23 protein-coding genes are annotated in these 25,376 nt (G+C 71.1%); 13 read left to right on the forward strand and 10 right to left on the reverse strand.

What is annotated here, in order from left to right:
• Positions 1–159 precede the first annotated feature (159 nt).
• The 4 genes from IEX31_RS13900 (at position 160) to IEX31_RS13915 (ending at position 4,512) form a co-directional block, all read left to right on the forward strand.
• A complete protein-coding gene (locus IEX31_RS13900; RefSeq protein WP_188744026.1) occupies positions 160–1,587 on the forward strand; it encodes a hypothetical protein in 1,428 nt (475 codons plus the stop codon).
• Between the two features lie 60 nt (positions 1,588–1,647).
• Complete coding sequence (locus tag IEX31_RS13905) at positions 1,648–2,037, forward strand: RidA family protein (RefSeq protein ID WP_188744027.1); 390 nt, start codon at positions 1,648–1,650, stop codon at positions 2,035–2,037.
• A gap of 198 nt (positions 2,038–2,235) precedes the next feature.
• Positions 2,236–3,990 carry an MDR family MFS transporter gene (locus IEX31_RS13910; RefSeq protein ID WP_188744028.1) on the forward strand — a complete coding sequence of 585 codons (1,755 nt, stop codon included), beginning with the start codon at positions 2,236–2,238 and terminating at the stop codon, positions 3,988–3,990.
• A 9-nt stretch (positions 3,991–3,999) separates the two neighbouring features.
• Positions 4,000–4,512, forward strand: a complete 513-nt coding sequence (locus IEX31_RS13915; protein ID WP_188744029.1) for a MarR family winged helix-turn-helix transcriptional regulator — start codon at positions 4,000–4,002, stop codon at positions 4,510–4,512.
• Positions 4,513–4,708: 196 nt separating this feature from the next.
• Here IEX31_RS13915 and IEX31_RS13920 read toward each other — a convergent pair whose 3' ends face one another.
• The 3 genes from IEX31_RS13920 to IEX31_RS13930 all read right to left on the reverse strand — a co-directional run bounded on the left by IEX31_RS13920 (position 4,709) and on the right by IEX31_RS13930 (position 8,176).
• Positions 4,709–6,265: a sensor histidine kinase gene (locus IEX31_RS13920; protein WP_229662362.1), complete on the reverse strand. Its 1,557-nt coding sequence runs from the start codon at positions 6,263–6,265 to the stop codon at positions 4,709–4,711.
• Positions 6,262–7,008: a response regulator transcription factor gene (locus IEX31_RS13925; protein ID WP_188744030.1), complete on the reverse strand. Its 747-nt coding sequence runs from the start codon at positions 7,006–7,008 to the stop codon at positions 6,262–6,264. Before IEX31_RS13925 ends, IEX31_RS13920 begins: the two co-directional genes overlap by 4 nt.
• A 226-nt stretch (positions 7,009–7,234) precedes the next feature.
• The gene (locus tag IEX31_RS13930) at positions 7,235–8,176 is read right to left on the reverse strand and encodes a prenyltransferase/squalene oxidase repeat-containing protein (protein ID WP_229662363.1); all 942 of its coding nucleotides are present in this window, start codon (positions 8,174–8,176) and stop codon (positions 7,235–7,237) included.
• 139 nt (positions 8,177–8,315) lie between these two features.
• On the opposite strand from IEX31_RS13930, the gene IEX31_RS13935 reads away from it, so the two are divergent.
• Together IEX31_RS13935 and IEX31_RS13940 are read left to right on the forward strand one after the other, a co-directional pair.
• Positions 8,316–9,017, forward strand: a complete 702-nt coding sequence (locus IEX31_RS13935; protein WP_373285527.1) for a YqaJ viral recombinase family protein — start codon at positions 8,316–8,318, stop codon at positions 9,015–9,017.
• Entirely contained in the window at positions 9,014–9,808 is a 795-nt protein-coding gene (locus IEX31_RS13940) for an alpha/beta fold hydrolase (RefSeq protein WP_188744031.1), read from the forward strand. Before IEX31_RS13935 ends, IEX31_RS13940 begins: the two co-directional genes overlap by 4 nt.
• A 21-nt stretch (positions 9,809–9,829) precedes the next feature.
• Here the strand turns inward: IEX31_RS13940 and IEX31_RS13945 are convergent, their stop codons facing one another.
• From IEX31_RS13945 to IEX31_RS13955, 3 genes are all read right to left on the reverse strand, one after another.
• Entirely contained in the window at positions 9,830–10,756 is a 927-nt protein-coding gene (locus tag IEX31_RS13945; protein WP_188744032.1) for a capsular polysaccharide synthesis protein, read from the reverse strand.
• Between the two features lie 19 nt (positions 10,757–10,775).
• Positions 10,776–11,453 carry a Pr6Pr family membrane protein gene (locus IEX31_RS13950; RefSeq protein ID WP_188744033.1) on the reverse strand — a complete coding sequence of 226 codons (678 nt, stop codon included), beginning with the start codon at positions 11,451–11,453 and terminating at the stop codon, positions 10,776–10,778.
• A gap of 415 nt (positions 11,454–11,868) precedes the next feature.
• Complete coding sequence (locus IEX31_RS13955; protein ID WP_188744034.1) at positions 11,869–12,828, reverse strand: ArsR/SmtB family transcription factor; 960 nt, start codon at positions 12,826–12,828, stop codon at positions 11,869–11,871.
• Positions 12,829–12,883: 55 nt separating this feature from the next.
• Between IEX31_RS13955 and IEX31_RS13960 the strand changes: the two genes are divergently transcribed.
• Together IEX31_RS13960 and IEX31_RS13965 are read left to right on the forward strand one after the other, a co-directional pair.
• Positions 12,884–14,341, forward strand: coding sequence for an MFS transporter (locus IEX31_RS13960; RefSeq protein ID WP_229662364.1), 1,458 nt, complete (start codon positions 12,884–12,886; stop codon positions 14,339–14,341).
• Positions 14,342–14,467: 126 nt separating this feature from the next.
• On the forward strand, positions 14,468–14,836 hold the full coding sequence (locus tag IEX31_RS13965; RefSeq protein ID WP_229662365.1) for a deoxyribodipyrimidine photo-lyase: 369 nt from the start codon (positions 14,468–14,470) through the stop codon (positions 14,834–14,836).
• A gap of 184 nt (positions 14,837–15,020) precedes the next feature.
• Here the strand turns inward: IEX31_RS13965 and IEX31_RS13970 are convergent, their stop codons facing one another.
• On the reverse strand, positions 15,021–15,917 hold the full coding sequence (locus tag IEX31_RS13970) for a bifunctional helix-turn-helix transcriptional regulator/GNAT family N-acetyltransferase (protein ID WP_188744035.1): 897 nt from the start codon (positions 15,915–15,917) through the stop codon (positions 15,021–15,023).
• A gap of 119 nt (positions 15,918–16,036) precedes the next feature.
• On the opposite strand from IEX31_RS13970, the gene IEX31_RS13975 reads away from it, so the two are divergent.
• Positions 16,037–17,416 (forward strand): ATP-binding protein, encoded by a 1,380-nt coding sequence (locus IEX31_RS13975; protein ID WP_188744036.1) that lies wholly within the window; start codon positions 16,037–16,039, stop codon positions 17,414–17,416.
• 184 nt (positions 17,417–17,600) lie between these two features.
• On the opposite strand, the gene aceB is transcribed toward IEX31_RS13975, so the two are convergent.
• From aceB to IEX31_RS13990, 3 genes are all read right to left on the reverse strand, one after another.
• Positions 17,601–19,304, reverse strand: coding sequence for a malate synthase A (gene aceB, locus IEX31_RS13980; protein WP_188744037.1), 1,704 nt, complete (start codon positions 19,302–19,304; stop codon positions 17,601–17,603).
• Between the two features lie 99 nt (positions 19,305–19,403).
• Positions 19,404–20,720, reverse strand: a complete 1,317-nt coding sequence (gene aceA / locus IEX31_RS13985; protein ID WP_188744038.1) for an isocitrate lyase — start codon at positions 20,718–20,720, stop codon at positions 19,404–19,406.
• 171 nt (positions 20,721–20,891) lie between these two features.
• The gene (locus IEX31_RS13990; protein ID WP_188744039.1) at positions 20,892–21,455 is read right to left on the reverse strand and encodes an NAD-dependent epimerase/dehydratase family protein; all 564 of its coding nucleotides are present in this window, start codon (positions 21,453–21,455) and stop codon (positions 20,892–20,894) included.
• Between the two features lie 81 nt (positions 21,456–21,536).
• Between IEX31_RS13990 and IEX31_RS13995 the strand changes: the two genes are divergently transcribed.
• From IEX31_RS13995 to IEX31_RS14010, 4 genes are all read left to right on the forward strand, one after another.
• Positions 21,537–21,677 carry a hypothetical protein gene (locus IEX31_RS13995; RefSeq protein ID WP_188744040.1) on the forward strand — a complete coding sequence of 47 codons (141 nt, stop codon included), beginning with the start codon at positions 21,537–21,539 and terminating at the stop codon, positions 21,675–21,677.
• A gap of 218 nt (positions 21,678–21,895) precedes the next feature.
• Positions 21,896–23,395 carry a helix-turn-helix transcriptional regulator gene (locus tag IEX31_RS14000; protein WP_188744041.1) on the forward strand — a complete coding sequence of 500 codons (1,500 nt, stop codon included), beginning with the start codon at positions 21,896–21,898 and terminating at the stop codon, positions 23,393–23,395.
• Between the two features lie 173 nt (positions 23,396–23,568).
• The gene (locus IEX31_RS14005) at positions 23,569–25,017 is read left to right on the forward strand and encodes an NAD(P)/FAD-dependent oxidoreductase (RefSeq protein ID WP_188744042.1); all 1,449 of its coding nucleotides are present in this window, start codon (positions 23,569–23,571) and stop codon (positions 25,015–25,017) included.
• The gene (locus IEX31_RS14010) at positions 25,014–25,373 is read left to right on the forward strand and encodes a cupin domain-containing protein (protein WP_229662366.1); all 360 of its coding nucleotides are present in this window, start codon (positions 25,014–25,016) and stop codon (positions 25,371–25,373) included. The genes IEX31_RS14005 and IEX31_RS14010 overlap by 4 nt, the downstream gene beginning before the upstream one ends.
• Positions 25,374–25,376 lie beyond the last annotated feature (3 nt).

The raw sequence follows: 25,376 nt of genomic DNA on the forward strand, positions 1-25,376 counted from the left end.
GTACAGGATAACGGATGCCCCGCGAGCGGCCAAATCACCGGTCGACGACGCCCGGCGACTGCCCGAAGGGGCACCATCCCGCCGCGGTGACCCGGCCCCCGCGGGCGTAGCGGCATACTGTCGTGAGGAGCCGCCGATAAAGGATGCCGGCCGGAGACCATGGCAGAGGACATGCGCCGAGAGGACGCGCGACCGACTGCGCAAAACGCCGTTCGCGCGGCCGCGCCCGGCGCCGGCCCGGCGGCGCATTCCCCGGGTCACCTCGGCGTGCTCCGCGCGTCCGACCCGTCGGCGGTGCGCCCCGACCATGACCTCGTCGCGCTCGCCCGCCTCGCGGGCAACGCCTCGGTCGCGCGACTGGTCGACCGCTCCCTCCTGCGCCTGCAGCGCGACGATGCCGGAGCGGCGCAGCCGACCGCGGCGCCCTCGCCTCCGAAGCCCCGTCACACGTGGGTCTTCATCATGGGCGCCGATCCACCGGGCTCGAAGAACCCCTTCTTCACGCACGCCGAGACGTTCTACCAGGCCAGGTACGGCTCGGTCGCGAACGCGCACATCGTCAGCGTCACCACGCTCGAGGCCGTCCTCTCCACCGTCACGGCCGACGGCAACCCGATCGACCTGCTCCTCATCGTCTCCCACGGCCATCCCGACGGCCGCCTCATGTTCGACCTCGGCGTGACGCCCGATGCGCCACCCCACACGAGACTGCCCATGAGCAAGACGAACGGAACTCCCACGCAGTACGACACGACCAAGGACGCCGCCGAGCAGGGCAAGCTCACCACCGTCCCCGCGGAGGTCATCGACGACCAGACCAAGATCGTGATCAAGGGCTGCAACATCGGCCGGAGCACGCGCATGGTCGGCGTGCTCAAGGATGTCTTCGGCGGACGGGCCGCGGTCACCGGGTCGACGCACGCCCAGGAGTTCGGCGGCGGCAGGGAGCACCTCGCGGAGTACTACGTCGAGAAGCCGGGCACGCAGTCCCTCACCCGGAAGGCCCTCGCCGCAGAGTTCAAGACCAAGTACTCGGCCCACGTCCCGAACATGGACGCCAAGGCATGGACCCGCGTCGCGGCCACGGCGTCGAAGAGCCTCGACGCGGTGCCGTTCGAGGCGTACCGGGGGTCGATCGCCGAGGCCACCGACGCCGACTTCAAGCTCGTCTTCGCAACCCAGCTGGCCGAGCTCGCGCAGACCGAGGGTGCCACGTCGATCACGTTCATCAAGCGGGTGCGCAACGGCGCCGACTTCGACTACACCTTCGGCTACAAGAAGCTCGTCGACGGTTCCGCGCAGGCGGTGGAGAGCGTGATCAGCATCGAGGCGCCGCCCGACGATGCCGCGGCCATCCAGGCGGCCAGGGACGCGTCCGGACGCCCAGCCTCCTTCGACTTCTCGGTCAGGCGGTCCAAGGATGGACTGGACACAGTCGTCACGGTCACCGCCACACGTACCGAGTGGAAGCTCGTGCACCAGGTGATCAAGGACGGCAGCGGCACCCCGATCCCGCCCCCTCCCGACACCGACGTCTTCTGGTACACGACGGTGACCCCGCCGCCGGCTCCTGCGACGACGCCCTGACCTGCCCGCGCCGGCGGAGCCCCAAGGCCGAACGTCGGTCGCGGGCGGTATGACGGAACCATGGAGATCACGCACCTCAACCCCGCCTCCCTCTTCACGAGCCCCGCGTTCAGCCAGGGCGTCCTCGTGCGGGGCACGCACGACACGCTCTACGTCGGCGGTCAGAACGGCACGGATGCCTCTGGGGCCATCGTCGAAGGCGGCCTCGGCCCGCAGACCGAGCAGGCGCTGAGGAACGTGCTCGCGGTGCTGGCCGAGGCGGGCGCCGACCAGACGAATGTCGTGCGACTCGCCATCTATCTCGCGGCCGGCCAGGACCCGATCGAGGGCTATGCCGCCTCGGCGAAGGTGTGGGGGCGACACGCGACGGCCGTCACGGTGCTCAACGTCGCGAGCCTCGGGCGAGGCGAGGCGCTGGTCGAGATCGAAGCCGTCGCCGTCGTGGGGTGAACTCCGGCGACGCGACATCCGACCTCGGAGCGGAGCGTTCGGCAAGGTCCCGTGCGCGATGGGAATAGTTGATATCGGTCCACTAGTTGACTATGGTTGACCGACATCGATCATTTCTGGAGTCACATGGCCAACCCTTCTCGTGCTCGCGCTTCGACGTCGACGGATGCCGCGTCCGCCGCACTCTCCGACAACGGGATGACCCACAGGGAGGTGCTCACCGCCCTGTCGGGCCTACTGCTCGGCATGTTCGTGTCGATGCTCGCCACGACGGTCGTCGGCACCTCGCTGCCGGTCATCATCTCCGACCTCGGAGGCGACCAGTCGGCGTTCACGTGGGTCATCACGGCGACACTGCTCGCGACCACGGTGTCGACGCCCATCTGGGGCAAGCTCGCCGACCTCTTCAACCGCAAGCTGCTGCTGCAGCTCGCACTCGTGATCTTCGTGGCCGCCTCGGCGATCGCCGGGCTCTCGCAGGACCCCGCAACCCTCATCACGATGCGCGTCTTCCAGGGCATCGGCGCGGGCGGACTCGCGGCCCTCAGCCAGATCGTCATGGCCGACATCATCAGCCCGCGCGAGCGCGGCCGGTACGCGGGGCTGTTCGGCGCGGTCATGGCCGTGGCCACGGTCGGCGGTCCGCTGCTCGGCGGCGTCATCACCGACAGCCTCGGCTGGCGGTGGAACTTCTTCGTCGGCCTCCCCATCGCCGTCGTCGCGATCGTGCTGCTGCAGCGCACGCTGCACCTGCCGAAGCGGCCGAAGCAGAAGGTCTCCATCGACTACCTGGGCATCGTGCTCATCTCGGCTGGGGTCTCGCTCCTGCTGCTCTGGGTGACGTTCGCGGGCAGCGACTTCGAGTGGGTCTCGGTGCCGAGCCTCGCCATGGTCGGCGGCGCGGTGCTGCTCCTCGCGATCGCGATCGTGGTCGAGTTGCGCGTGAAGGAGCCCCTCATCCCACTCGGCCTGTTCCGGAACCGCACGTTCACCCTCGCCGTGATCGCCTCGATCTCCGTCGGGGTCGCCATGTTCGGCACCGCCATCTTCCTCAGCCAGTACATGCAGCTCGCGCGCGGCGCGACACCTACCGAGTCGGGCCTGCTCACGATTCCCATGATGGCGGGCGTGCTCATCGCCTCCGCCGTGATCGGCGCGCTCGTGAGCTGGCGCGGCAGGTGGAAGGGCTTCATGGTCGCGGGCAGCCTGTTCATGATCGCGGGCAGCATCCTGCTGTCGCGACTCGAGTACGACACCGAGTTCTGGTATGTCGGCGTCTCGATGTTCGTGCTCGGCGCGGGCGTCGGCATGCTCATGCAGAACCTCGTGCTCATCGTGCAGAACACGACCGAGGTGAAGCACCTCGGCGTGGCCACCAGCGCGGTGACGTTCTTCCGCAGCCTCGGCGGCACCGTCGGCGTCGCGGTCATGGGCTCGATCCTCGGCACTGTCGTCGCCGAGCACATCACCACGGGCATCGACGCACTCTCGCCCGAGCAGCAGCTTGAGGCCGCCCGGACACTCGGCGACGGCACGATCCCCCAGATCAGCGAGCTGCCCGGGTTCCTCAGGGTGATCGTCGAGTCGGCATACGGCGCCGGCATCGGCAGCGTGTTCCTCGCCGCGGTGCCGCTCGCGATCGTCACGCTCGTCGCGGTGCTCTTCCTCCCCAACGTGAGCCTGGGCACCCAGAACGCGATCCAGCGAGCGCGCAGCGACGAGCGGGCAGATGCCACGAGTGCCACGAGCGCGACCCCGTCCGAGCAGCACGAGGAGCACGTCCGGGAGTTCGAGGACGTTGAGGACGCCGTGATCGACACGGCCGCGGCATCCGTCGCCCTCACCCCCGTCGGCCTCACGCACGACCCCGCCACCGGCGCCCTCGAGACGGAGGGCGAGACGGTGGGCGAGGCATCCGTCACCACCCGCGATCCACGTGCCGATGGACTTTAGGATCACTCCATGACCACCTCCGACACGGCCGCGCCGCGCACGGCCTCCGACGACGACATCGCCTCGGTCGAGGAGCAGCTCCGGCTGCTCTTCGTCCGGGTGCGGGCCGTCTGGAAGGAGGCGGCTGCGGCCGTGCATACCGATCTGCAGCCGGTGGGCTACAAGATCCTGTCGGCGATCGTGCGCCGCGGGCCGATGCACGCCGGGGCCATCGCCGCCGAGCTCGAGATCGACAAGAGCGTCGTGAGCCGCCAGACCCGGCACCTCCAGTCGCTCGGCCTCGCCGTGGGGGTGGCCGACCCGAAGGACGGTCGCGCGCGGATCATCCAACCCACCCCGCAGGCGATCGAGAGCGTCGGCCAGAAGTCCTCGCGCATGCAGCGACAGCTCTACGGGAGCCTTCGCACATGGGCGGCCGACGACGTCGACCAGCTGGCGCGGCTGCTCGGCCGGCTGACGAGCGAGGTCGTGCTCGCCGAGCGGCCCGACCCGCCCGACGCGGCCTCAGCCGACGAGGGCTGAGGGCGGAACGCCGCGTCCCATCTCACGCGCCGCACCCGCTCGGGCGCCGAGAGGATGCCGAAGACACCGTGCCGGCCGAGGAACGGTGCATTCGGCATCCTCTCGTGCTCCCGTCCCGTCGTGCTCCCGTCCCGTCGTGCTCCCGTCCCGCGCTCTCGTGCTCCCGCCTCTCGCGCCGCCCGCGTGGACCCGCGACTCAGACGGGCAGGTCGACCGTGAACTCGGTGCGACCGGGTTCGGTCTCGACGGCGACCGTGCCGCGGTGCGCCTCGACGACGGCACGCACGATGGCGAGTCCGAGACCCGTGCTCCCGGCTCGGCGCGAACGGGAGGCGTCGCCGCGCACGAATCGCTCGAACAGGTCCTCGCCCACGTCGGCGTCGATGCCCGGGCCGTCGTCGGTCACGGTGAGGCGCACGCGATCGCGCGCGGCATCCGTCACCCGCTGCAGGCGAACCACGACCTTCGTGCCCTCGGGCGTGTGCACTCGCGCGTTCGCGAGCAGGTTCCCGAGCACCTGGTGCAACCGCGACGCGTCGCCGATGACGGTCACGGGATCGTCGAGCACCACGACGCGCCAGTCGTGGTCGGGGGCTGCGGCCTGGGCGTCGCCGACCGCATCGACCACCAACTGTCGCAGGTCGACGGACAACGCCGCGAGTTCGCGACCCTCGTCGAGCCGGGCGAGCAGCAGGAGGTCCTCGACGAGCTCGGTCATGCGCACGGATTCGGACTCGATGCGCCCGATCGCATGCACCACGTCGGGCGGGAGCTCGCCGCCGTGCAGGCGCGTGAGCTCGGCATAGCCGCGGATCGACGCGAGCGGTGTGCGCAGCTCGTGCGAAGCGTCCGCCACGAAGCGGCGCACCTTCTGCTCGCTCTGCTCGCGGGCCGAGAGGGCGGATGCCACGTGCCCGAGCATGCGGTTGAACGCCGTGCCCAGTCGTCCCACCTCGGTGCGCTCGTCGTCGACGGGCACGCGCTCGGCGAGCGCGACGTCGCCGCGGTCGAGCGGCAGCTCGGACACGCGCTGGGCCGTCGCCGTGACGTCGGCGAGGGGGCTGAGCGCCCGCCGCACGACGGCGGAGCCGATCGCGAGCGCGACGGCGAGGCCCGCGAGCGCGACGAGCGCGACCGTCCAGGCCAGCTGCGTCGTCTGCGCGTTCAGGTCGGCCATGGGCAGCGCGAGCACGATGGCGACGCCGTCCCACTCCGGGCGCACGGTGGCGAGCGCACGGTAGTCGCCGAGCTGCGGCACGTCGATCGAGTGCGGCTCGCCGTCGACGGGCACCGCAGCGAGTGACCCCGTGAGCTCACCCGGAAGCGGGAGCACCCGCCCCCGTTCGGTGATGTAGCCCGCGGTCGCCTCGCCCTCGTCGGGCACGAGCGCGGCCAGGGTGCCCGCGGCCTGCCCGGGGACGTTCAGGATCAGCCCGGGCTCGGCGGAGGGGTCACCCGGGAATCCCGGCGGCTGCTCGGAGATGCCGACTTCCGCGCGCGACAACGCCTCGCCCAGGTCGGTATCGAGCCGTGCGACCGAGGCGCCGTGGAAGATCGCCACGGTCGCGATGCCGATGACGGCGCTCACGGCCACGAGCAACGCCGCGACGATGACGAGCAGGCGCCGGCGCAGGGTCATCGGGTGACGCGGGAGCGCGGCATCCGTCACCGCCCCTGCGGCCGGAGCCGTGACGCGTGCCGTCGCCTCCTCGCGCGTCGCTGTGGCGTGGCCGGGGTCGCCCGGCTTCGTCATCCGGCGGCCTTGAGCATGTATCCGGCGCCGCGCACGGTGTGGATCATGGGCTCGCGACCGGCGTCGATCTTCTTGCGCAGGTAGGAGATGTAGAGCTCCACGACCGACTCCCGGCCCCCGAAGTCGTACGACCAGACCCGATCGAGGATCTGCGCCTTCGAGAGCACGCGGCGCGAGTTGCGCATGAGGAAGCGGAGCAGCTCGAACTCGGTGGCCGTGAGCTCGATGGGCGTGCCACCGCGAGCGACCTCGTAGGAGTCCTCGTCGAGCGTGAGGTCGCCGACGGCGAGCACCGGGTCCTTCGCCTGCGCGAGGGTCAGGGTCGAGCGACGGATGAGTCCGCGCAGGCGCGCGACCACCTCTTCGAGGCTGAACGGCTTGGTGACGTAGTCGTCGCCGCCGGCGGTCAGGCCCGCGATGCGGTCGTCGAGGGAGTCCTTCGCGGTGAGGAAGAGCACGGGCGTCTCGGTGCCGTCGGCGCGCAAACGCTGCAAGACCTCGAGCCCGTCGATGTCGGGGAGCATGATGTCGAGCACGATCGCGTCGGGCCGGAACTCGCGCGCGATCTTCACCGCGCTGAACCCGTCGGCGGCGGTGCGCACGTCCCAGCCCTCGTAGCGGAGCGCCATCCGGAGGAGCTCGGTGAGCGAGTGCTCGTCGTCGACGACGAGCACGCGCACCATGGACCCGTCGCCCTTGGTGATCTGCGAGGCACGGTGCTGGGTGGTCGGACTCGTGCTCATGCTCCCAGTATCCGCAGTCCGCTATGCGTTCCCTATGAGTTCCTTGGGCGAATGCCGAGCGATCTGCGTAAGTGAAGTCGCCCGGCGTTCTCCTGGCCGCCAAACCCACCGGCAACCTCGACGACGGGACTCGCGGCGAGATCATGGACCTGCTCGGAGGCCTCCGGCGCGACCACGGCCTCACCATCGGGAACGTGGGCGGGAACAGAAAACTCCCGGCGGGAAACTATGCCCCGTACGCGGCCAGCACGCGCAGCGCGATGAGGGTCACCCACGGGTGCGGCCGGCCGGCACGGACCGGCGGCAGGTGCGTCGCCCCGGGATAGGCGCTGCTCGCCGCCCAGCGCCCGTCGTCGCGCTGACGGCGCCGGAGGATCTCGATCGCGTCGTCCATTCGCGTGTCGTATGCGATGCCGGCATCCCGCAGCGCATCGAGGCCGCGAAGGATGTCGAAGTGCCAGCTCGCTGGATGGTGGAGCCTGGTGAACTCCGGGTGCATCGGTTCGCCGGTGTGCTCGCTGCGGAACAGCCGGTGCCGCAGCAGGAACTCGACGGAGCTTGCGGATGCCGCGGCGAGCTCATCGGCGCGATACCGGAGCCCATGGCGGAGGTACTCGGTGATGCCCTCGATCACGCTCACCGTGGTGTGCACCGACGAGTGCGTGGCGCCCGAGCGGTTCGACCGGCAGTTGAACCCGCCGTCCGCCATGCGCTGCGCGAGGATGAAGTCGACCACGCCCGCGCGGTCGTCGGTGAGGGCCCCGAAGTAGCTCAGGTAGTTCATGGCCATCCCGTTGACGCAGACATCGCTCTGCCCGATGGTGCGACTCGGGTTGAGGCCGCCGTCCCGCCCGCGCTCCTCTGCCAGGATCCTGGCGCCCGTCTCCCGCGGCGCGGGCGTGTCGGGCGGCAGCCCGAGGTTCTTCAGCTCGAGCAGCGTGTAATGGCTCGAGGTCCACTTCGGCTGGTAGAACCCGCGCCCCCAATGGCCGTTCGCGCCGCGCGCGGCGAGCAGCGCCGCGCCGTCGCCCTCCGACGCGATGCGCCGGCGGAGGTCCATATCGTCGTGCCCGAGCAGGTCCCGGTGCGCCTGGTAGCGCACCGCCACGTCGGTGTGCTCGTCGAGAAGCCACTGGATCGCGGCATCCGTCATCTCGGCATCCGTCATCTCGCCTCCCCTGGCGGGTCGTGCCGTCCCCCGGTGATGCGTCCCTGCCGACCATCATGCCTCGTCGCCGCTGAGGCGAACACCTCCGAGACGCCGCGTCGCCCCGTGCGCCGGGGCAGGTGCGCGGTACGCTCTGGGAGTGCCCGATACTCCCTTCGCCCTCTTCGACCTGGAGGGCGCGGCGACCGAGGCGCACCGGCCGCCGACGCCCATCCGGCATCCGCACGAGACGCGGATCGTCGCGGATGCGAGCGACCGCGTCGCGTGGCTGCGGGCCCGCTCCCGTGGGGTGACGGCGACGGATGCCGCGAAGCTGGCGTCCAGGGCATCGGTGCGTGCCGCGGCGTGGGAGAAGCTGCACGGCACGCGCGGATTCGGCGGCAGCCGGTTCACCGACCACGGTCGCACGCGCGAACCCGTGATCGCCGGGTGGGCGAACCGCGAGCATGGCATCACCCCGTCGACGCTCCTGTTCCACGCGGAGGGCGACCGTCGTCACCTCGCCACGCCCGACGGGCTGCGCGTGACGCCGCAGGGCGTGCTCGAGCTGTGCGAGATCAAGACGACGTCGCGGCCGTGGCGGGCCATCCCGCGCACCTACCTCCGCCAGGTCTGGTGGCAGCAGTACGTGCTCGGCGCCGAGCGCACGCTCGTCGTGTGGGAGCACCACGAGGATTTCGTGCCGGTCGGTGCGCAACCGCAGTGCCGGTGGGTCGACCGCGACGACGACCAGATCGCGATCCTCGTGCGACTCGCGAACGAGCTGCTCGCCGCCCTGCGGCCGAACGGCGACCCCGTGCCCGACGCCCGCGCGATCTACCGCCCCGGAGCGCTCGCGTGACGACCGTGCTGCTGCACGGACTCGGCGCCGACCGGCGCCAGCCGCTCGGGTTGTTCGAGTCGATGGTGCAGGAGGTCTCGGGCGCCGACGAGGTCGTCATCGCCCCCGAGGTGCGGGCCCACGGCGGCTTCCTCGCGGTGGGCGAGCCCGCGGACTTCGCGATCGACCGCCTCGCGGCCGAGGTCTGCGAGCAGGTGCCCGCGGCGATGGCCGACGCGCGGCGCGGCGGGCGCGCGGCAGCCGAGCCGGTCACGATCATCGGCATCTCGATGGGCGCGGCGATCGCCCTGCGCATCGCGCTCGCCGGCCTGCTGCCCGTCGCGCGCGCGGTCTTCGTGCGGCCGGCGTTCGACGACCGGTCGCTTCCCGAGCACCTGCGACCGTTCCCCGTGATCGGGCAGATCCTCGCCGACGCGGGGCCCGCCGGCGCCGCGGAGTTCCGGGAGCGGGCGATCTACCAGCGGGTCGCCGCAATGTCACCGGCCGGCGGCCGGGCGCTCCTCGCACAGTTCAAGGCGCCGGATGCCTCCCGCCGGGCCATGCGGCTTGTCGAGGTCCCGCGCAATCGCGCGTTCGATGCCGAGGCCGAGCTCGCAGGACTCGGGGCCCGCGGCATCCGCTCGTTCGTGGTCGGCGCCGTGCGCGACCCCGTGCATCCCGTCGCGGTCGCCGAGCAGTGGGCGGGAGGCCTCCGTATGCCCATGGAACTCGTGCCGGGCCGCGACGACGGTCAGGCCGCACAGGCGGCGGCGCTGCAGGAGCGCGTGGCGCGCTGGCTGAGCCGGGTCTGAGGCAGAGCCCGGGGCAGTCGCTCACACCTTGGCCGCGTCGCCCGCCGCGTCGTGCAGGCCGTGCGAGAGGAGCCGTGCGAGGATCGACTCGGGCGGCACGGCGTCGGTGTCGTACTTGTAGCTCAGCTTCTGGACCATCGCGGCGCCGAGGATCAGTCGCACCAGCTCGGCGTCGTACGGCCGCAGCATCGCCAGCTGCAGCAGGTGGCTCGGGATCGTGCTGAGGCGCGGCATCCGCTTCGCGACGCGACGCGCGTCGTCGTCCTCGGCGACGAGCGCCTCGTGCAGCCGGTGGTAGAGGAAGTAGTCGGGCAGTTCGTCGCGTTCCGTCCACCATGCCGTGAGCGCGGCCCGCTGCAGCGCGATGAGCGGATTGCCCCGGCGTGCGGCGATGAACCAGTTCGAGATCTGCTGCCCGCCCCAGCGCAGGTAGAGCGCGCCCGCGCGGAGCTTCTCGGCCACTGGGTCGGTGACCGGGGCGGGCACGTACGCGGTGGCGTCGACCCAGATGCCGCCGTGGCGTTCGAGGAGCGACACGCGGATGAGGTCGGAACGGTGCGCCGGACGGTCGGCGAGCCTGCCCTCGACGAGGCGCGGCAGCGGCACGAGCTCGCGCGCCGCGGCGGCGTCGAGGATCCGCGCATCGGGATGCACGCGGCGAAGCTGCGCAAGGCACGCGCGCACGAGCGGCGGGGCGTCGCGTTCGGGCCCCTCCCAGTACGTCCAGACGGGGAGGGGCTCGTCGGCGAGACCGGGCGTCGACGGGTCGACGATTCGGCCTGCGGCATCCGCCCGCAGCTCCGCGTGGTGATCGCGAACGAAATCGCCCGCCTCGATCCGGGCGCGAGCGGATGCCGCGGGGTCGATGGTCGGCGCATAGAACTCCTTCGCCCGTCGCGCCTGGCGCATGAGCCGGTCGAGTGGTTCGACGGTCGCACGCTCGCTCATGCACCTCACCCTGCCAGGGTCAGGCCGAGGCGTGCTCGGCGGCCTCGGAGGGCCTCGCTGGTTCCACGGGCTCGTGTGGCCACGGCGTGCGGCTGAGCGCGATGATGCCGGCCCCGACCAGCAGGATGAAGGAGGCGATCGCGATGACGTACACCGCGACGCCGCCGTACCCGGCCTCCTGCGCGGGGTTCAGGAACGGGTACGGGTACCAGCCGGTGACGGCGCCGCGGATCATCGAGTAGGCGACCCAGGCGAGCGGGAAGATCGCGATGGTCCAGATGCGCCGCCACTCCACGTACCGTCGCCCGGGTGCGAGCACCCAGTCGAGCACGAGGTAGAGCGGGGCCCACACGTGCAGGATCTCGTTCGACCACGGCACAGTGGTCGCCTGGTCGAGGGAGATCTCGCGCAGCAGCAGGTTGTAGACGACGAACGTCGTCGCCATGTAGGTCACGACGCACGCACGCACGAGGTTGAACATGACGGTGTCGGCGGGTCTCGTGAACGCGATCCACGCGCCGACGAGCAGCACGATCGACGACACGGCGTTCGACAGGATCGTGAAGAAGCTGAAGAAGTTCACGAGGAAGAACGCCTGGTCGGGCACCATCGACCAGCTCTGCGCGAACTGGCCCGCGACCGCGACGATGATCGCCGCCGCCGCGAGCACCCGCAGCACCCCGAACAGTCGTCTCACCGGAACCCCGTTCCCGTCGCCTCGGCACCCGCCCGCGACGCAGTTGAGTGCAGCATACTGGCGCGGGGCCCACCCGGTGCGGGACGCCCGCGATGGGCGGCCTCGGAGGGCCCTCTCCGGTGAGCGTCGCCCGTCCCGGACGGTCGACGGTCGTCAGCTCGCTCGACGTGCGGGCGACCCGGGACGCGCGGGACGTCGTCACCGCCATGCACGAGCTTGCCGTTCGGGAGGCGATCGACCACTTCACCGCCGCGGTGAGCCGATCCGCCTGTGCGCCGCCGGTGATGTCGAGGGAGCGGCGGCCGTCGCGCACGAGTCCTGGCACCCCCTTCCGGTCTCAGCGAGCTGACGGGGGCCTACCCGGCGCGGGGCTCCCCGGCGCGGGGCTCCCCGGCGCGGGCTCCCCGGCGGGGGGCTACCCGGCGCGAGTCTCCAGCAGCGCGGTGCCGAGCTCGCTTCGCAGGTAGAGCACGCTGCGGCCGTACCGCGTGCTCACGAGGAGCCCCGCGTCGCGCAGCACGCGCAGGTGCTGGTTGACAGCCGAGGCGGTGACCCCGAGCCGCACCCCGAGCTCGGTCGATGACGCCGGGTCGCCGAGGTCGGCGAGCAGGTGCGCCCGCGTCTCGCCGAGCAAGGCGGCCACGGCGGCCGGGTTCGCGATGCGCTCGGCCTCCCACAGCGCGCCCTGACCTCGTGCGGAGTACATGATCATGGGCGGCCCCTCGCCGACGGGAGCGGATGCGCGCCTCGTGAACAGCGTCGGCACGAGCGTGAGCCCGTTGCCGTCGATCGGGTAGGTGCGGTCGCGCGGGTCCGAGAGCTGCACCGACACGACGCCGTGCTCGTACGAGATGCGCGACGAGAGGCCGTTGAGCATGGCGGCCACGCCGGCCTGCGCGATCTGCCGGCCCCGATACACGATGTCCGCCTCGAGGACGGCGCGCATGCGGGGCCAGTACGGCTCGAAGCAGGTCTCCCAGAGCTGCCGGAGGGCGCGCACGATGCGGCGGAGTGCGGGGCTCGTCGCCCCCGCGAACACGTCGGGCACACGGCCGTGCACGGCGATGAGGTCGGCCCGGACCGCCCCGGACGGCGTGGCGAGGAGGGTCGCGAACTCGTCCTCGATGCGCGTCAACGGCGATTCGGGCCGCGGGTTGAGGAAGTCGGGGGTCCACATGCGCTCGTTGATGAGGCCATCGAGGGTCCGCAGGTCGAGTCGCGCCCGGGCCGCCTCCGTCCTGCGAAGCCAGCCGAGCTGCAGCGGGAACCGGGCCGGGTACTGGATGGCGCGCAATGAGAGGGCGAGCTCGCTCAGCGGCGAGATGCCGAACCGCACGGCGCCCACGTCGTCTTCGGTCAACAGGTAGCGCAACATGTAGCACTACGCTACATCGATTTCGTTGCCCCGCCCCGTCTGGGAGAACGGATCCGTGAGCAACAGCCATTCCCCCGTCACCGACACCGGCACCGGCACCCGCCCCGTCATCGAGCCCGAGCTCGACGACGCCGCAGCCGCTGCCGACGAGGCCTCGACCGAAGTGGATGCCCCGCCCGCGCGCACCGGGCTGGTGCGACGGCTCGCGGCATCCGTCGACGACCCCGTGCTGCGCATCCTCGTCGTCTCGACCGCCATCAGCCGCGTCGGCCGCGGCGTCTCCCTCACCGTGACGGTGCTCTACTTCACGCTCATCGTGGGACTCGCCGCGCACGAGGTGGCCATCGTGTTCGCCGCCGCGAGCGCCGCGGGCGTGCTCTCGTCGCTCGCAGGCGGATGGCTCGCCGACCGGATGAGCGCCAGGCGCCTGCTCCTGGTGTTCACGGCGCTCGACGGCATCGGCCTCATCTGCTACGTGTTCGCACAAGATTTCGCCACCGCACTCGTCATCGCCGTGGTCGTCGGCGCGTTCGAGCAGGCGTCGAACTCGACGCGCATGGCGATCATCGCGCGAGCGTTCCACGGCGAGCGCCGCGTGCACGCCCGCGCGGTGCTCCGCACGGTCACGAACGCGGCCATCGCCGTCGGCTCGGGCCTCGGCGCGCTCGCCCTCGTGGCCGGCACGGCCGACGCATACCGCTGGATCATCGCGGGCGCCGGCGTCATGTACCTGCTCGGCCTCACCCTGCTCGTGCGCCTGCCCGCCACCGTCGACGCGCCGAGCGCGCCGCTGAGCGCATCGGTGACGACCATGACGGGGTCGACGGATGTCGCGGCATCCGCTCGCTCGGAACGGCGCGCCCTTCGCGCGCACTCGCCATGGCGCGACCCGCGCTACCTCGCGCTCACCGCCCTCAGCGCGATCTTCGGCATGCAGTTCGGCGTCAGCGAGGTGGGCGTGCCGCTCTGGATCGCGAACGAGACCACGGCGCCCGAGGTGCTCGTCGCGGCCGTGCTCATCCTCAACACCCTCGTCGTGGTGCTGTTCCAAGTGCCGCTCTCGCGCGGCACGCACGACCCGCGCAAGGCGGGTCGCGTCTCCGCGATGGCGGCGTGGCTCATGGCGGCCGCTTGCCTCGTGTACGCGTCGGCCGCCGGCCTCTCGGTCGGGTTCGCGATCGCCGTCATCGTGGTCGCGGCGCTCGCGCACGCATTCGCCGAGGTGCTCTCGCAGGCGGGCGGCTGGGGGCTCAGCTTCGAGCTCGCCGACCCGGTGCGGGCCGGCACCTACCAGGGCGTCTTCTCGATGGGGTACTCGCTCGGCGCGCTCGCCGCGCCCCTCGTGGTGACGTCGACGGCGCTCACGCTCGGGCTCGCGGGCTGGGCGGTGCTCGCCGCGATCTTCCTCGTGTCGGGGCTCGGGACGTGGGCGATCGCGCGAGCGGCGGCGCGAGCGGCTCCGCATGCGGCATCCGCTGGGAGCACGGCACCCGGGGCATCCGGGGTCGCCTGATCCGGGCGACGGACTTCGCACGATCTGCAGGACGATACCGACCCCGGAGTCCTGCCAATCGGCGAATCTCCTGCGAACCGTGAGCGAAGATCGGGCACCCGTGACGCCGTCGGCTCGGGTCGCCGCATGGCCGACGCCCCGACGATCGTGTGGTTCCGCGACGACCTGCGCGTCGCCGACCACCCGGCGCTCGCTGCCGCCACCGATCGCCGCCGTCGTGTGCGTGTACGTGTCTTGCTCGACGAGGTCTCGCCGGGCATCCGTCCGCTCGGCGCGGCCGCGAAGTGGTGGCTGCACGGCGGACTCAGAGACCTGGCGGCGTCGCGAGGCGCTCGGCGCCACGCTGGCGCTGCGTCGGGGACCCGCAGCCCGGGTCATCCGCTCGTTCGTCGAGGAGACCGGCGCCGGTGCGGTGTGCAACCTCTGACCGTCCAGCGTCCAAGCACCCGCCTGTCACCGGCCTGTGCCGGTGTTCATCGAGCACTCGATGCGTGAACGTCTACGCGATGCCGGCCACGAGGAGGCTCGGATGCACGTCGAGCACGCAGACGTCGTCAGTGGTCGCTGGACCCAGGGCGACGCTATCCCGCAAGCCCCGCCCGCAAGAGCGTCGCGGTGAACGTGACCGAAACGCGACAACTCGGGGGTCCTCGAGACCGTCCGCTCCGGGACCCCGACCCTACGCCAGCGGCTTCGCGAACCAGAGGTCGGCGTAGAACTCGTCGTTGAACGGCTCGACTTCGACGTAGCCCGACGCCCGGTACATGGCGATCGCCTGGGTGAGCGTCTCATTCGTCTCGAGCACCGCGGATGCCGCTCCGTGCTCGCGTGCCGCCTGCTCCAGCGCATCGAGGATGCGCCGACCCACGCCCGTGCCGCGCATCGATTCGTCGACCCACATGCGCTTGAGGTACGCGCGCCCGTCCTCCTGGAACAGTACGGCGCCGCAGCCGATCGCGCGGTCGTGCAGTCGGGCGAGCACGAACAGCCCGGTCGGTTCCGTGAACTCGTGGGTGTCGGGGTGCAGGCTCTGACCCGGATCGAAGCCGTCGGGAAAGCGCCGCGCGAGCTCGTCGTAGTAGGCGGCGAGGCACCTGCGAGCGTCGTCGGATGCGGCATCCGCCGACTCGACCTCGACGAGCCCTGCGTCGAGCAGGCGCATGACGGTGTCCATGGCGTCGATGAGTCGGAGGCGTTGCCCGTCGCTGAGCGGGGCGAGCAGCGAGGCCGCGAGCTCGTCGCTGCGCCGGTCGAGCTCCGCTCGCTCGCCGCGGCCCGCGTCGGTCGGGCGCACGCTGCGCACGCGCGGGTCAGCAGGCGATCCCGCGACCGTCACGAGTCCCTCGCGCTCGAGCGAGCGCAGCAGCCGAGAGAGGTAGCCCGAGTCGAGCTCGAGCCGTTCCCGGATGTCGCGCACGTCGACGCCGTCGCCGTCGACCTCCCACAGCACCCGCGATGCGCCGAGCGAGCGGCCGCCGCCAAGGTGGTGATCCCGCAGGGCGCCGATGCGCGTCGTGACCGCGCGATTGAACGCGCGCACGCTCGCGACAGCTTCGGCATCGATCGGTGCACTCATATCGCTGACCTTAGTCAGGGATTCGGGGGGAGGCAACCGTCAGCGGATGAGCGATCCTGAAGGCGGACACGTTCACCCATTCTCGCGGCACGACCAGCCCGAGTGGCAGGATCGTGACCATGGGGGCCGACATCACCGAGATCATCGCACGCTCCGACGACGGGCGCTCCTTCAGCGTCGCGAATGCCTCGGGCTCCCACGTCGTGGCGGGCTCCCTCGTCATCGCGGCCGGCGACGGGGTCAGGCAGCTCGCGCTCGTCGAGGCGCGGTCGGAGAGTGAACCGCCGACCCTGCGCGGACGCCTCCTCGGCGAGCTCGTCGAGGGCCGCCTCGACGCCCGCAGCAGTCTCGCGTTCGAGCGGGCACGCATCGAGCCGGCCGACCTCGACACGCTCGACGTGCTGCATCGCACGACCGGCGCCCTGCTGGAAGTCGGCACGGCACTCACCCAGCCCGGAGGCCCGGCGCGGCTACTCCCCCATCGCTTCAACCGTCACACGTTCTGGTGCGGGCAGAGCGGGTCGGGCAAGACCTACGCCCTCGGCGTCGTGCTCGAGCAGGTCCTCGCGCACACCGCGCTGCCGATCGTGATCTTCGACCCGAACTCCGACTTCGTGCGCCTCGGCGAGCTCAACCCCGACGCGATCGGACCGACCGCCGAGGCACTCGCGCAGCGGGACGTGCGGGTACTGCGCCCGAACGTCGAAGGCGCCGAGCCGCTGCGGGCGCGGTTCATGACCATGCCCATCGCATCGAAGGCGGCCGTGCTGCAGCTCGACCCCGTCGCCGATCGCGACGAGTTCAACTCGCTGATCCACCTGCGCGACCTGCTGAAGTCGACCGAGATCGCTGGAATCACCCCGGCGCTCCACGAGTCGGGCGACCCCGCGCACCACCGGCTGGCACTCCGACTCGAGAACCTCGGCGTCCTGGACTGGGAGGTCTGGGCGGGCGCTCGCACCACGGCCACCGAGGTCATCGACGAGCGGCCGGATGCCACGGTGCTCGACCTCGGCGGATTCTCATCGCCCGAGCAGCACCTCGTCGTCGCGCTCTCGGTGCTGGACGAGCTCTGGGAGCGCCGCGAGGAACGACGCCCAGTGCTCCTCGTGATCGATGAGGCGCACAACCTGGCCTCGCCGACCCTCGACTCGGCGCTCGCCGTGGCGGTGCGCGAGCGCCTCATCCAGATCGCCGCCGAGGGCCGCAAGTTCGGGCTGTGGCTGCTGCTCTCGACCCAGCGACCGTCGAAGGTGCATCCCGGCATCATCAGCCAGTGCGACAACCTCGCGCTCATGAAGATGTCGTCGCCGATCGACCTCGCCGAGCTCGGCACCTACTTCGGCTACGCGCCGGCCGAGCTCATCGCGAGGTCACCGTGGTTCCGGCAGGGCGAGGCCCTGTTCGCCGGCAGCTTCGCGCCCGCGCCCACGCTGGTGAAGATGCAGGCGCGGCTGACCCCCGAGGGCGGCAGCGACGTCGGAGTGCCGCTGCGCTGAACGGGTGGAGCTCGCCGTCGGCTGAGCACGGGCGGATGCCACGGGGCGAGCCCGCGGCATCCGACGCCCGCGGCATCCGACGCACGCGGCACCCGGGACGCAGGCGAATGGGCGCCATCCCGCCCTGAGGGAGGGGATGGCGCCCATTTTCCTGCTCAGGCCGTAGCCGTGTGTCGGCCGCGGCCTAGAGGAACCTGGTGTACGCCGGGATCGTGAGGAACGTCGGGAACTCCGGCTCGAGCGCGACGCTGCGGAACACCGAGATGGCGTCGTCGAAGCGGTCGCCCTCGAAGCGCGGGAGCCCGGCGACGGCCGCGGCCATGAGGCGCACGATCGATGTCTGGTCGATGCGCGTGCCCTCGGCGGTCACGGTGTTGTCGTGCAGCCACTGCCACACCTGCGAACGCGAGATCTCGGCGGTCGCGGCATCCTCCATGAGGTTGTCGATGGCCGCAGCTCCCGTGCCGCGCAGCCACGACTCGATGTAGCGGATCGCGATCGAGATGTTGTCCCGCACGCCGTGCTCCGTGACCTCGCCGCCGGCCGACGGGATGTCGAGCAGGTCGGCCGCGGTCACGTGCACGTCGTCGCGGAGGCGGTCGACCTGGTTCGGCCGGTCACCGAGCACCGCGTCGAACTCCGCACGCGCCGTGGGGATGAGGTCGGGGTGCGCCACCCAGGTGCCGTCGAAGCCGTCGCCCGCCTCGCGGCGCTTGTCGGCGGCGACCGCGGCGAGCGCGCGCTCGGTCACCTCGGGGTCGCGCCGGTTCGGGATGAACGCGCTCATGCCGCCGATGGCGTGCGCACTGCGCTTGTGGCACGTCGCGACGAGCAGCTCGGTGTAGGCGCGCATGAACGGCACCGTCATCGTGATCTGCTTGCGGTCGGGCAGCACCCAGCGGCGGCCGCGCGAGCGGAACGTCTTCACGATCGAGAAGATGTAGTCCCAGCGTCCGGCGTTGAGCCCCGCGCAGTGGTCGCGCAGCTCGTAGAGGATCTCGTCCATCTGGAACGCGGCCTGGATCGTCTCGATGAGCACGGTGGCACGCACGGTGCCCTGCGGGATGCCGAGCGCGTCCTGCGCGAACACGAAGATGTCGTTCCAGAGCTTCGCCTCGCGGTGCGACTCGAGCTTCGGCAGGTAGAAGTACGGCCCGCGGCCGGCCTCGATGAGCGCCTTCGCGTTGTGGAAGAAGTACAGCCCGAAGTCGACGAGCGACCCCGACGCGTGCATCGAGCGCCCGGCCCGGTCGTGGAACTGCAGGTGCTTCTCCACGAGGTGCCAGCCGCGCGGGCGCATCACGATGGTCGGCGTCTCGGCCGCGGTGACGCGATACTCCTTACCCTCGGGGCTCGCGTACTCGAGGTTGCCGCGCACGAAGTCGTACAGCGACAGCTGCCCTTCGATGACGTTCTGCCAGGTGGGGCTGGTCGCGTCCTCCTGGTCGGCGAGCCAGACCTTCGCGCCCGAGTTCAGCGCGTTGATCGCCATCTTGCGGTCGGTCGGGCCGGTGATCTCGACCCGGCGGTCCTCGAGGCCCGGTGCACCCCCGGCGACGCGCCACGACGCGTCCTCCCGGATCCATGCGGTCTCGGGCAGGAACTTCGGGTCACGGCCGTTCGCCGCGTCCACGCGGGTCTGCAGCCGCACGGCGAGCAGCTCATGCCGGGTGTGCGCGAAGCGGTCGTGCAGGTCGGCGAGGAACCGAAGCGCCTCGGGCGTGAGGATCTCGTCGTAGCGCTCGCCGAGCGGCGCGATGACCTCGATGCGGGGCTCGACGGTCTGGAAGCTGCCGGTCGCGGGCTTCGGCTCGCTCACGGCGCGGCCGGTGGATCCGGATGCCGCGGCATCCGTTCGCTCGAGGGTCGAGCCGGTCGTGGGGTTCATGGTCGTGTCTCCTTCGGTATCGCTGGTCGAGTAGCCGAAGCGCGGATCGAGACCTCGAAGGGTCTCGATACGGCGCTGGCGCCTACTCGACCACCGGATTCAGAACTGCTCTTCCTCGGTCGATCCGACGAGTGCGAGGGTGGCGCTGTCAGGGTTCAGCGCGGTGGCGATCCGGTCGAAGTACCCGGTGCCGACCTCGCGCTGGTGGCGCGTGGCGGTGTAGCCGGATGCCTCCGAGGCGAATTCCGCCTCCTGGAGCTCGACGTAGGCGCTCATGTGACGTTCGCTGTAGTCCTTGGCGAGCGTGAACATGGAGTGGTTGAGTGCGTGGAAGCCCGCGAGGGTGATGAACTGGAACGCGTAACCCATCGACGCGAGCTCGCGCTGGAACTTCGCGATCTGGTCGTCGTCGAGGTGGCGCTTCCAATTGAACGACGGCGAGCAGTTGTAGCTCAGGCGCTTGCCGGGGAACTTCGCGTGCACGGCCTCGGCGAACCGGCGGGCGAGGTCGAGGTCGGGCTCTGCCGACTCCACCCACAGCATGTCGGCGTATTCGGCATAGGCCACGCCGCGGGCGATGACCGGCTCGGGGCCGTTCTGCACCTCGTAGAAGCCCTCGGCGGTGCGATCGCCGGTGACGAACGGCTTGTCGCGCTCGTCGTGGTCGCTCGTGAGGAGCGTCGCCGCGAGGGCGTCGGTGCGGGCGATGATGATCGTGGGCACGCCCGCGACATCCGCCGCCAGACGCGCCGCGTTGATGGTGCGGATGTGCTGCGACGTCGGGACGAGCACCTTGCCGCCCATGTGGCCGCACTTCTTCTCGCTCGCGAGCTGGTCCTCCCAGTGCACGCCCGCCGCACCGGCCTCGATCATCTGGCCCATGAGCTCATACGCGTTGAGCGGCCCGCCGAAGCCCGCCTCGGCGTCGGCCACGATCGGTGCCATCCAATCGCGGTCGTCGGTGCCCTGCTCGATCTGGCCGGCCCGCAGCAGCGCGTTGTTGATGCGGCGCACCACGGCAGGAACCGAATTCGCCGGGTACAGGGACTGGTCGGGGTAGGTCTGGCCCGAGAGGTTCGCGTCGGCGGCGACCTGCCAGCCCGAGAGGTAGATGGCCTTGAGGCCCGCGCGCACCTGCTGCACGGCCTGGTTGCCGGTGAGGGCGCCGAGCGCGGCCGACCACTCCGGGTCCTCCATGGGCGCGAACGCGGTGCCGGTGTTCTTCTGGATGTCCTCCCAGAGCTTCTCGGCGCCGCGCTTGGCGAGCGTGCGCTCCTCGCGCACCGGGCCGCGCAGGTCGATGACGTCCTCGGCGGTGTAGTCACGACGGACGCCCTCCCAGCGGGGGTCCGCGTCCCACTCGAACTGCAGCTCGGCAGCGGTCTGGGTCTGGTCTCCGGGGCGGTTCGTGCTCATCGTGGTGCTCCTTCGGTGCAGCGGTGCGGATGTCTCGGTGTGCCCGCTCGGCGTCTGATTCGGCGTCTCCCGGGTCCCGTGTCATCCATGCTGCGGGCTGCGCGGCATGCCCGAGCGCCGATCCGATGGTGAACTTTCGCGGTATTTCTGCGACACAGAACAACTGGACGCTCAAGCGAAGCGTTGGTCGGGCGAGGCACTGCCGGGACGACGCGCTCGAGGTCGGCGACGGCTCGGCCGCCGATCGCTGCGGAACTGGGCCGCGGCCGGACGCGCCGTCTGCACCTCCTCCAGCACGCTCGTGTGCTGGGGCACCCAGCCGAGCGAGCGGGCCTTCGCCCCGCGCTCGCTTGTCGAGGAGGTGGGCGTCGGCGAACGCGGCCCGGAGCGGGCCCGCGCAGCGTCGACGGACTCGGCGGGTCCCGCGACGGACTCGGCAGGTCTCGCGACGGACTCGGCGATCGCGCGCACGCTCGTCGGGTTGCCGTCGGAGCCGATCAGGCGACCGAGCGACTCGGGATGCCCGACCGCGGGCAGGTACAGCCGGGCGAGGTCGTCGACGTGCACCCAGGTCCAGTGCTGCGCGCCGTCGCCGATGAGCGTGAGCGCGCCGTTCGCCGCGCTCGGGCCGTCGGTGACGAGGCTCACTACGCCCCTGCCGTGCCCGTGGAGGATGCACGGCACCAGCACGGTGGCGACGACGACGGATGCGAGCAGGCGGTCCTCCTGCGCCACCCGCCAGGCGACGAGCCCGGCGGGTCGGGCGCGTCGTCGTCGCGGATGTCGGTGCCCGCCCCGTGGATCCAGGCGCCGCTCGTGAGCACGAACTGCTTGCCGGTTCCGGCGAACGAGCCGATCACGGTGTCGATGACGGACGCGTTGAACTCTGGGGCCCCGTCGGCCGGAGCGGCCGTGTGGATGGCGGTGGCGGCGCAGCGCATGGCGGCGACGACGTGATGTCCGGCCTCGACGAGCCCGGAGTAGGGACTTGCGAGTGCGCGAACCGAGGCGTATGACCGCGGGCGCTGGAAGACGACCGGCTCGCGGAACTTCTCGGTCTCTTCGCGGACGACTTCGCGCGATCGTGCCAGAATTCCGGTGCGGGCGCCGAATCATGCGGAATTTCACGACTTCTTCGGTTTGCGGTATCCGCTCGGCCGTGTGACCATCGAAACATGGTCATCGCAGATCCCATCGCTCGCACGGCCCTTGCGGCGGTGACCGTCGAGCCTTCGGACGAAGGCGATGGGGTCGACGCGCTGACACTCGGCCGTCGCATCCGCGAGCGCCGCACCGCCATTGGGATGACCCTCGGCGAACTCGCCGCCGCCATCGACCGCGCCCCGTCGCAGGTCTCGGCGATCGAGAACGGCAAGCGCGAACCGCGGCTCTCGATGCTGCGCACGATCGCGCTCACCCTCGGCACCACGGTCGACGACCTGCTGCGCGCGGATGCCCCGTCGGAGCGCGCCGCACTCGAGATCGCCGTCGAGCGCGCCCAACGCGGGCCGGTGTTCGCCGCGCTCGGGTTGCCCCCGTTCCGCGTCGCGAAGGGCATGAGCGACCAGACGCTGCAGACGATCCTCGCCCTGCACCACGAGATCGACCGCCTGCATCGCGAGCGCGCGGCGACGCCCGAGGAAGCTCGCCGCGCCAACGTCGAGCTCCGCGCCGAGATGCGCGCACGCGACAACTTCTACCCCGAGCTCGAGGCGAAGGCCGCCGAGCTGCTCGGGGCCGTGGGCCACACGGGCGGTCCGGTGTCGCACCAGCTCGTCGCCGACATCGCGTCGCACCTGGGCTTCTCGCTGCACTACGTCGGCGACCTGCCGCACTCGACGCGCACCGTGACCGACAAGCTGAACGGACGCATCTACCTGCCGACGCAGAACATGACGTCGCACGACTCGCGCTCGCCCATCCTCCAGGCGCTCTCATCGCACGTGCTCGGGCACGAGGAGCCGCGCAACTACGGCGACTTCCTGCGTCAACGCGTCGAGACGAACTACCTGACCGCCGCAATCCTCCTGCCCGAGCAGGCGGCGGTGCGCTACCTCACCGAGGCGAAGAACCTGCGCCGGATCTCCATGGAGGAGCTCCGCGACCACTTCGCGGTCTCGTACGAGACGGCGGCGCACCGCTTCACGAACCTCGCAACCGCGCGGCTCGACATCCCGGTGCACTTCATGAAGGTGCACGAGTCGGGCACCATCATCAAGGCGTACGAGAACGACAAGGTGCTGTTCCCGAGCGACGCGCTCGGCGCCGTCGAGGGCACGACGGTGTGCCGCAACTGGACGGCGCGCACGGTGTTCGACATCGACGACCGCTTCAACCCCTATTACCAGTACACCGACACCCCCACCGGCACCTTCTGGTGCACCTCGCGCATCGAGAAGGCGAAGGAGGGCGAGTACTCCGTGTCGGTCGGCGTGCCGTTCGAGCACGTGAAGTGGTTCCGCGGGCGTGAGACGCCCCACCGCACGGTCTCGCGCTGCCCCGACGAGTCGTGCTGCCGTCGCGCACCCGACGAGCTGTCGGAGAAGTGGGCGGATGCCTCGTGGCCGGCCGCGCGCACGCCGACCTCGCTGCTCGCCGCGCTGCCGACGGGCACGTTCCCCGGCGTCGACCAGACCGAGGTGTACCAGTTCCTCGAGGCGCACGCGCCGCGCTGACGCGCGGCCGCCCGCACTGCGCGCCGCCCGCCCGGCGCTGCGCCACTTGCGCACCCCGCGCGCCACTCGAACTGGCGCGCTCCGCACCCAACTGGCGCACCCCGCACGGCTGGCGGCGACCGCACCTCACGCGGGAGGATGGGAGGACACGTCCGCGTCAGGGGAACAACACTGTGGAAACGACCGTCTTCGAACGGTGCCGGCCACCGGCATCCGTCATCGAGCACTCGCTCGCCGGCACCCAGCAGCGCGTCTTCTGGCTCGACGACCTCGCCGCCGAGGCGAAGCAGGCGCGCCCGAAGCTCACCGGCGACCGCGTCGCCCAGCTCGTGATCGTGGGCGGCGGCTACACGGGCCTGTGGACGGCCGTGCTCGCCAAGCGCCGCAATCCCGACACGCACGTCGTGCTCGTCGAGGCGAAGACCGTCGGCTGGGCGGCTTCCGGGCGCAACGGCGGCTTCTGCGAGGCGAGCCTCACCCACGGCCGCGAGAACGGCCTCGCCCGCTGGCCCGAGGAGCTGGAAACCCTCGACCGCCTCGGGCTCGAGAACCTCGACGCGATCGAGGCATCCGAGTCCGAATACGGCATGGACGTCGAGTTCGAGCGAAACGGGTCACTGAGCCTCGCGGTCGAGCCGCACCAGGTGGAGTGGCTGCACGAGCAGGTGGCGGATGCCGCAGCGCGGGGCGACGACTCGGTACGGTTCCTCGACCAGGCCGGCGTGCGTGCCGAGGTCGACTCGCCCACGTACCTCGCCGCCGTGTGGGAGACGCGCACGAGCGCGCTCCTGCATCCGGCGAAGCTCGCCGTCGAGCTCGCGCGCGTCGCGGAGGAGCTCGGCGTGGAGATCTACGAGGGGTCCCCCGTGCGGCGCATCGACACGCCGGGCTCGACGGGCGCGGTCACGATCGTCACGGAGCACGGCCGGGTGGTCGCGCAGCGAGCCGTGCTCGCCACGAACGTGTTCCCGACACTCCTGAAGCGCAATCTCCTCATGACCGTGCCGGTGTACGACTACGCGCTGATGACCGAGCCCCTCACGGACGAGCAGCTCCAGGCGATCGGCTGGTCGCATCGGCAGGGCCTCGGCGATCTCGCGAACCAGTTCCACTACTACCGGCTCTCGCGCGACAATCGCATCCTCTTCGGCGGCTACGACGCCGTGTACCACTACGGCCGACGCATTCGCGCGGCGTACGAGCGCCGACCCGAGTCGTTCGAGCGGCTCGCGAGCCACTTCTTCACGACCTTCCCGCAGCTCGAGGGCCTGCGCTTCACGCACCAGTGGGCTGGCGCCATCGACACGAGCACGCGGTTCTGCGCGTTCTTCGGCACGGCCCGCGACGGCCGCGTCGCGTACGCGGCGGGCTTCACGGGTCTCGGCGTCGCCGCGGCCCGGTTCGCCGCCGAGGTCATGCTCGACCGGCTCGAGCAGCGCGACAACGAGCGCACCCGCCTGCGCATGGTGCGCGAGCGACCGCTGCCGTTCCCGCCCGAGCCGGCCGCCGCCCTCGGCATCAACGCCACCCGCTGGTCGCTCGACCGCGCCGATCACGAGAGGGGGAGGCGCAACATGCTCCTGAAGACCCTCGACGCGCTCGGACTGGGATTCGACTCGTGACCGATGCGCCCCGCCTGCATCCGGGCGTGATCGCGGATGCCGCGTCCATCGCCCTCGAGCACGTTCGCGTCGACCCCGAGCAGGTCGTCGACGGCTTCCCCACCACCGGCCATCTCGTGCTCGACGAGTCCGACGGTCGCACCGTGGCGGTCTGGGAGATGACACCCGGCGCGATGCACGACGTCGAGGCCGACGAGGTGTTCGTCGTACTCGCGGGCGCCGCGACCGTGGAGTTCGAGCATCCGGTCGCCGACCCGATCATTCTCACCCCGGGCTCGGTCGTTCGACTCGAGTCGGGCATGCGCACCGTGTGGACCGTGCGCCGGACGCTCCGCAAGGTGTACGTCACGCCCTGACGG

The sequence above is a fragment of the Agromyces bauzanensis genome (assembly GCF_014645655.1).
In the GTDB taxonomy this organism is placed as follows: domain Bacteria; phylum Actinomycetota; class Actinomycetes; order Actinomycetales; family Microbacteriaceae; genus Agromyces; species Agromyces bauzanensis.

Excerpts from the sequence above, each read along its gene's own strand:
- IEX31_RS13900 (WP_188744026.1), top strand. The coding sequence starts at position 160 with ATGGCAGAGGACATGCGCCGAGAGGACGCGCGACCGACTGCGCAAAAC.
- IEX31_RS13905 (WP_188744027.1), top strand. The coding sequence starts at position 1,648 with ATGGAGATCACGCACCTCAACCCCGCCTCCCTCTTCACGAGCCCCGCG.
- IEX31_RS13910 (WP_188744028.1), top strand. The coding sequence starts at position 2,236 with ATGACCCACAGGGAGGTGCTCACCGCCCTGTCGGGCCTACTGCTCGGC.
- IEX31_RS13915 (WP_188744029.1), top strand. The coding sequence starts at position 4,000 with ATGACCACCTCCGACACGGCCGCGCCGCGCACGGCCTCCGACGACGAC.
- IEX31_RS13920 (WP_229662362.1), bottom strand. The coding sequence starts at position 6,265 with ATGACGAAGCCGGGCGACCCCGGCCACGCCACAGCGACGCGCGAGGAG.
- IEX31_RS13925 (WP_188744030.1), bottom strand. The coding sequence starts at position 7,008 with ATGAGCACGAGTCCGACCACCCAGCACCGTGCCTCGCAGATCACCAAG.
- IEX31_RS13930 (WP_229662363.1), bottom strand. The coding sequence starts at position 8,176 with ATGACGGATGCCGAGATGACGGATGCCGCGATCCAGTGGCTTCTCGAC.
- IEX31_RS13945 (WP_188744032.1), bottom strand. The coding sequence starts at position 10,756 with ATGAGCGAGCGTGCGACCGTCGAACCACTCGACCGGCTCATGCGCCAG.
- IEX31_RS13955 (WP_188744034.1), bottom strand. The coding sequence starts at position 12,828 with ATGTTGCGCTACCTGTTGACCGAAGACGACGTGGGCGCCGTGCGGTTC.
- IEX31_RS13965 (WP_229662365.1), top strand. The coding sequence starts at position 14,468 with ATGGCCGACGCCCCGACGATCGTGTGGTTCCGCGACGACCTGCGCGTC.
- IEX31_RS13970 (WP_188744035.1), bottom strand. The coding sequence starts at position 15,917 with ATGAGTGCACCGATCGATGCCGAAGCTGTCGCGAGCGTGCGCGCGTTC.
- IEX31_RS13975 (WP_188744036.1), top strand. The coding sequence starts at position 16,037 with ATGGGGGCCGACATCACCGAGATCATCGCACGCTCCGACGACGGGCGC.
- aceB (WP_188744037.1), bottom strand. The coding sequence starts at position 19,304 with ATGAACCCCACGACCGGCTCGACCCTCGAGCGAACGGATGCCGCGGCA.
- aceA (WP_188744038.1), bottom strand. The coding sequence starts at position 20,720 with ATGAGCACGAACCGCCCCGGAGACCAGACCCAGACCGCTGCCGAGCTG.
- IEX31_RS14000 (WP_188744041.1), top strand. The coding sequence starts at position 21,896 with ATGGTCATCGCAGATCCCATCGCTCGCACGGCCCTTGCGGCGGTGACC.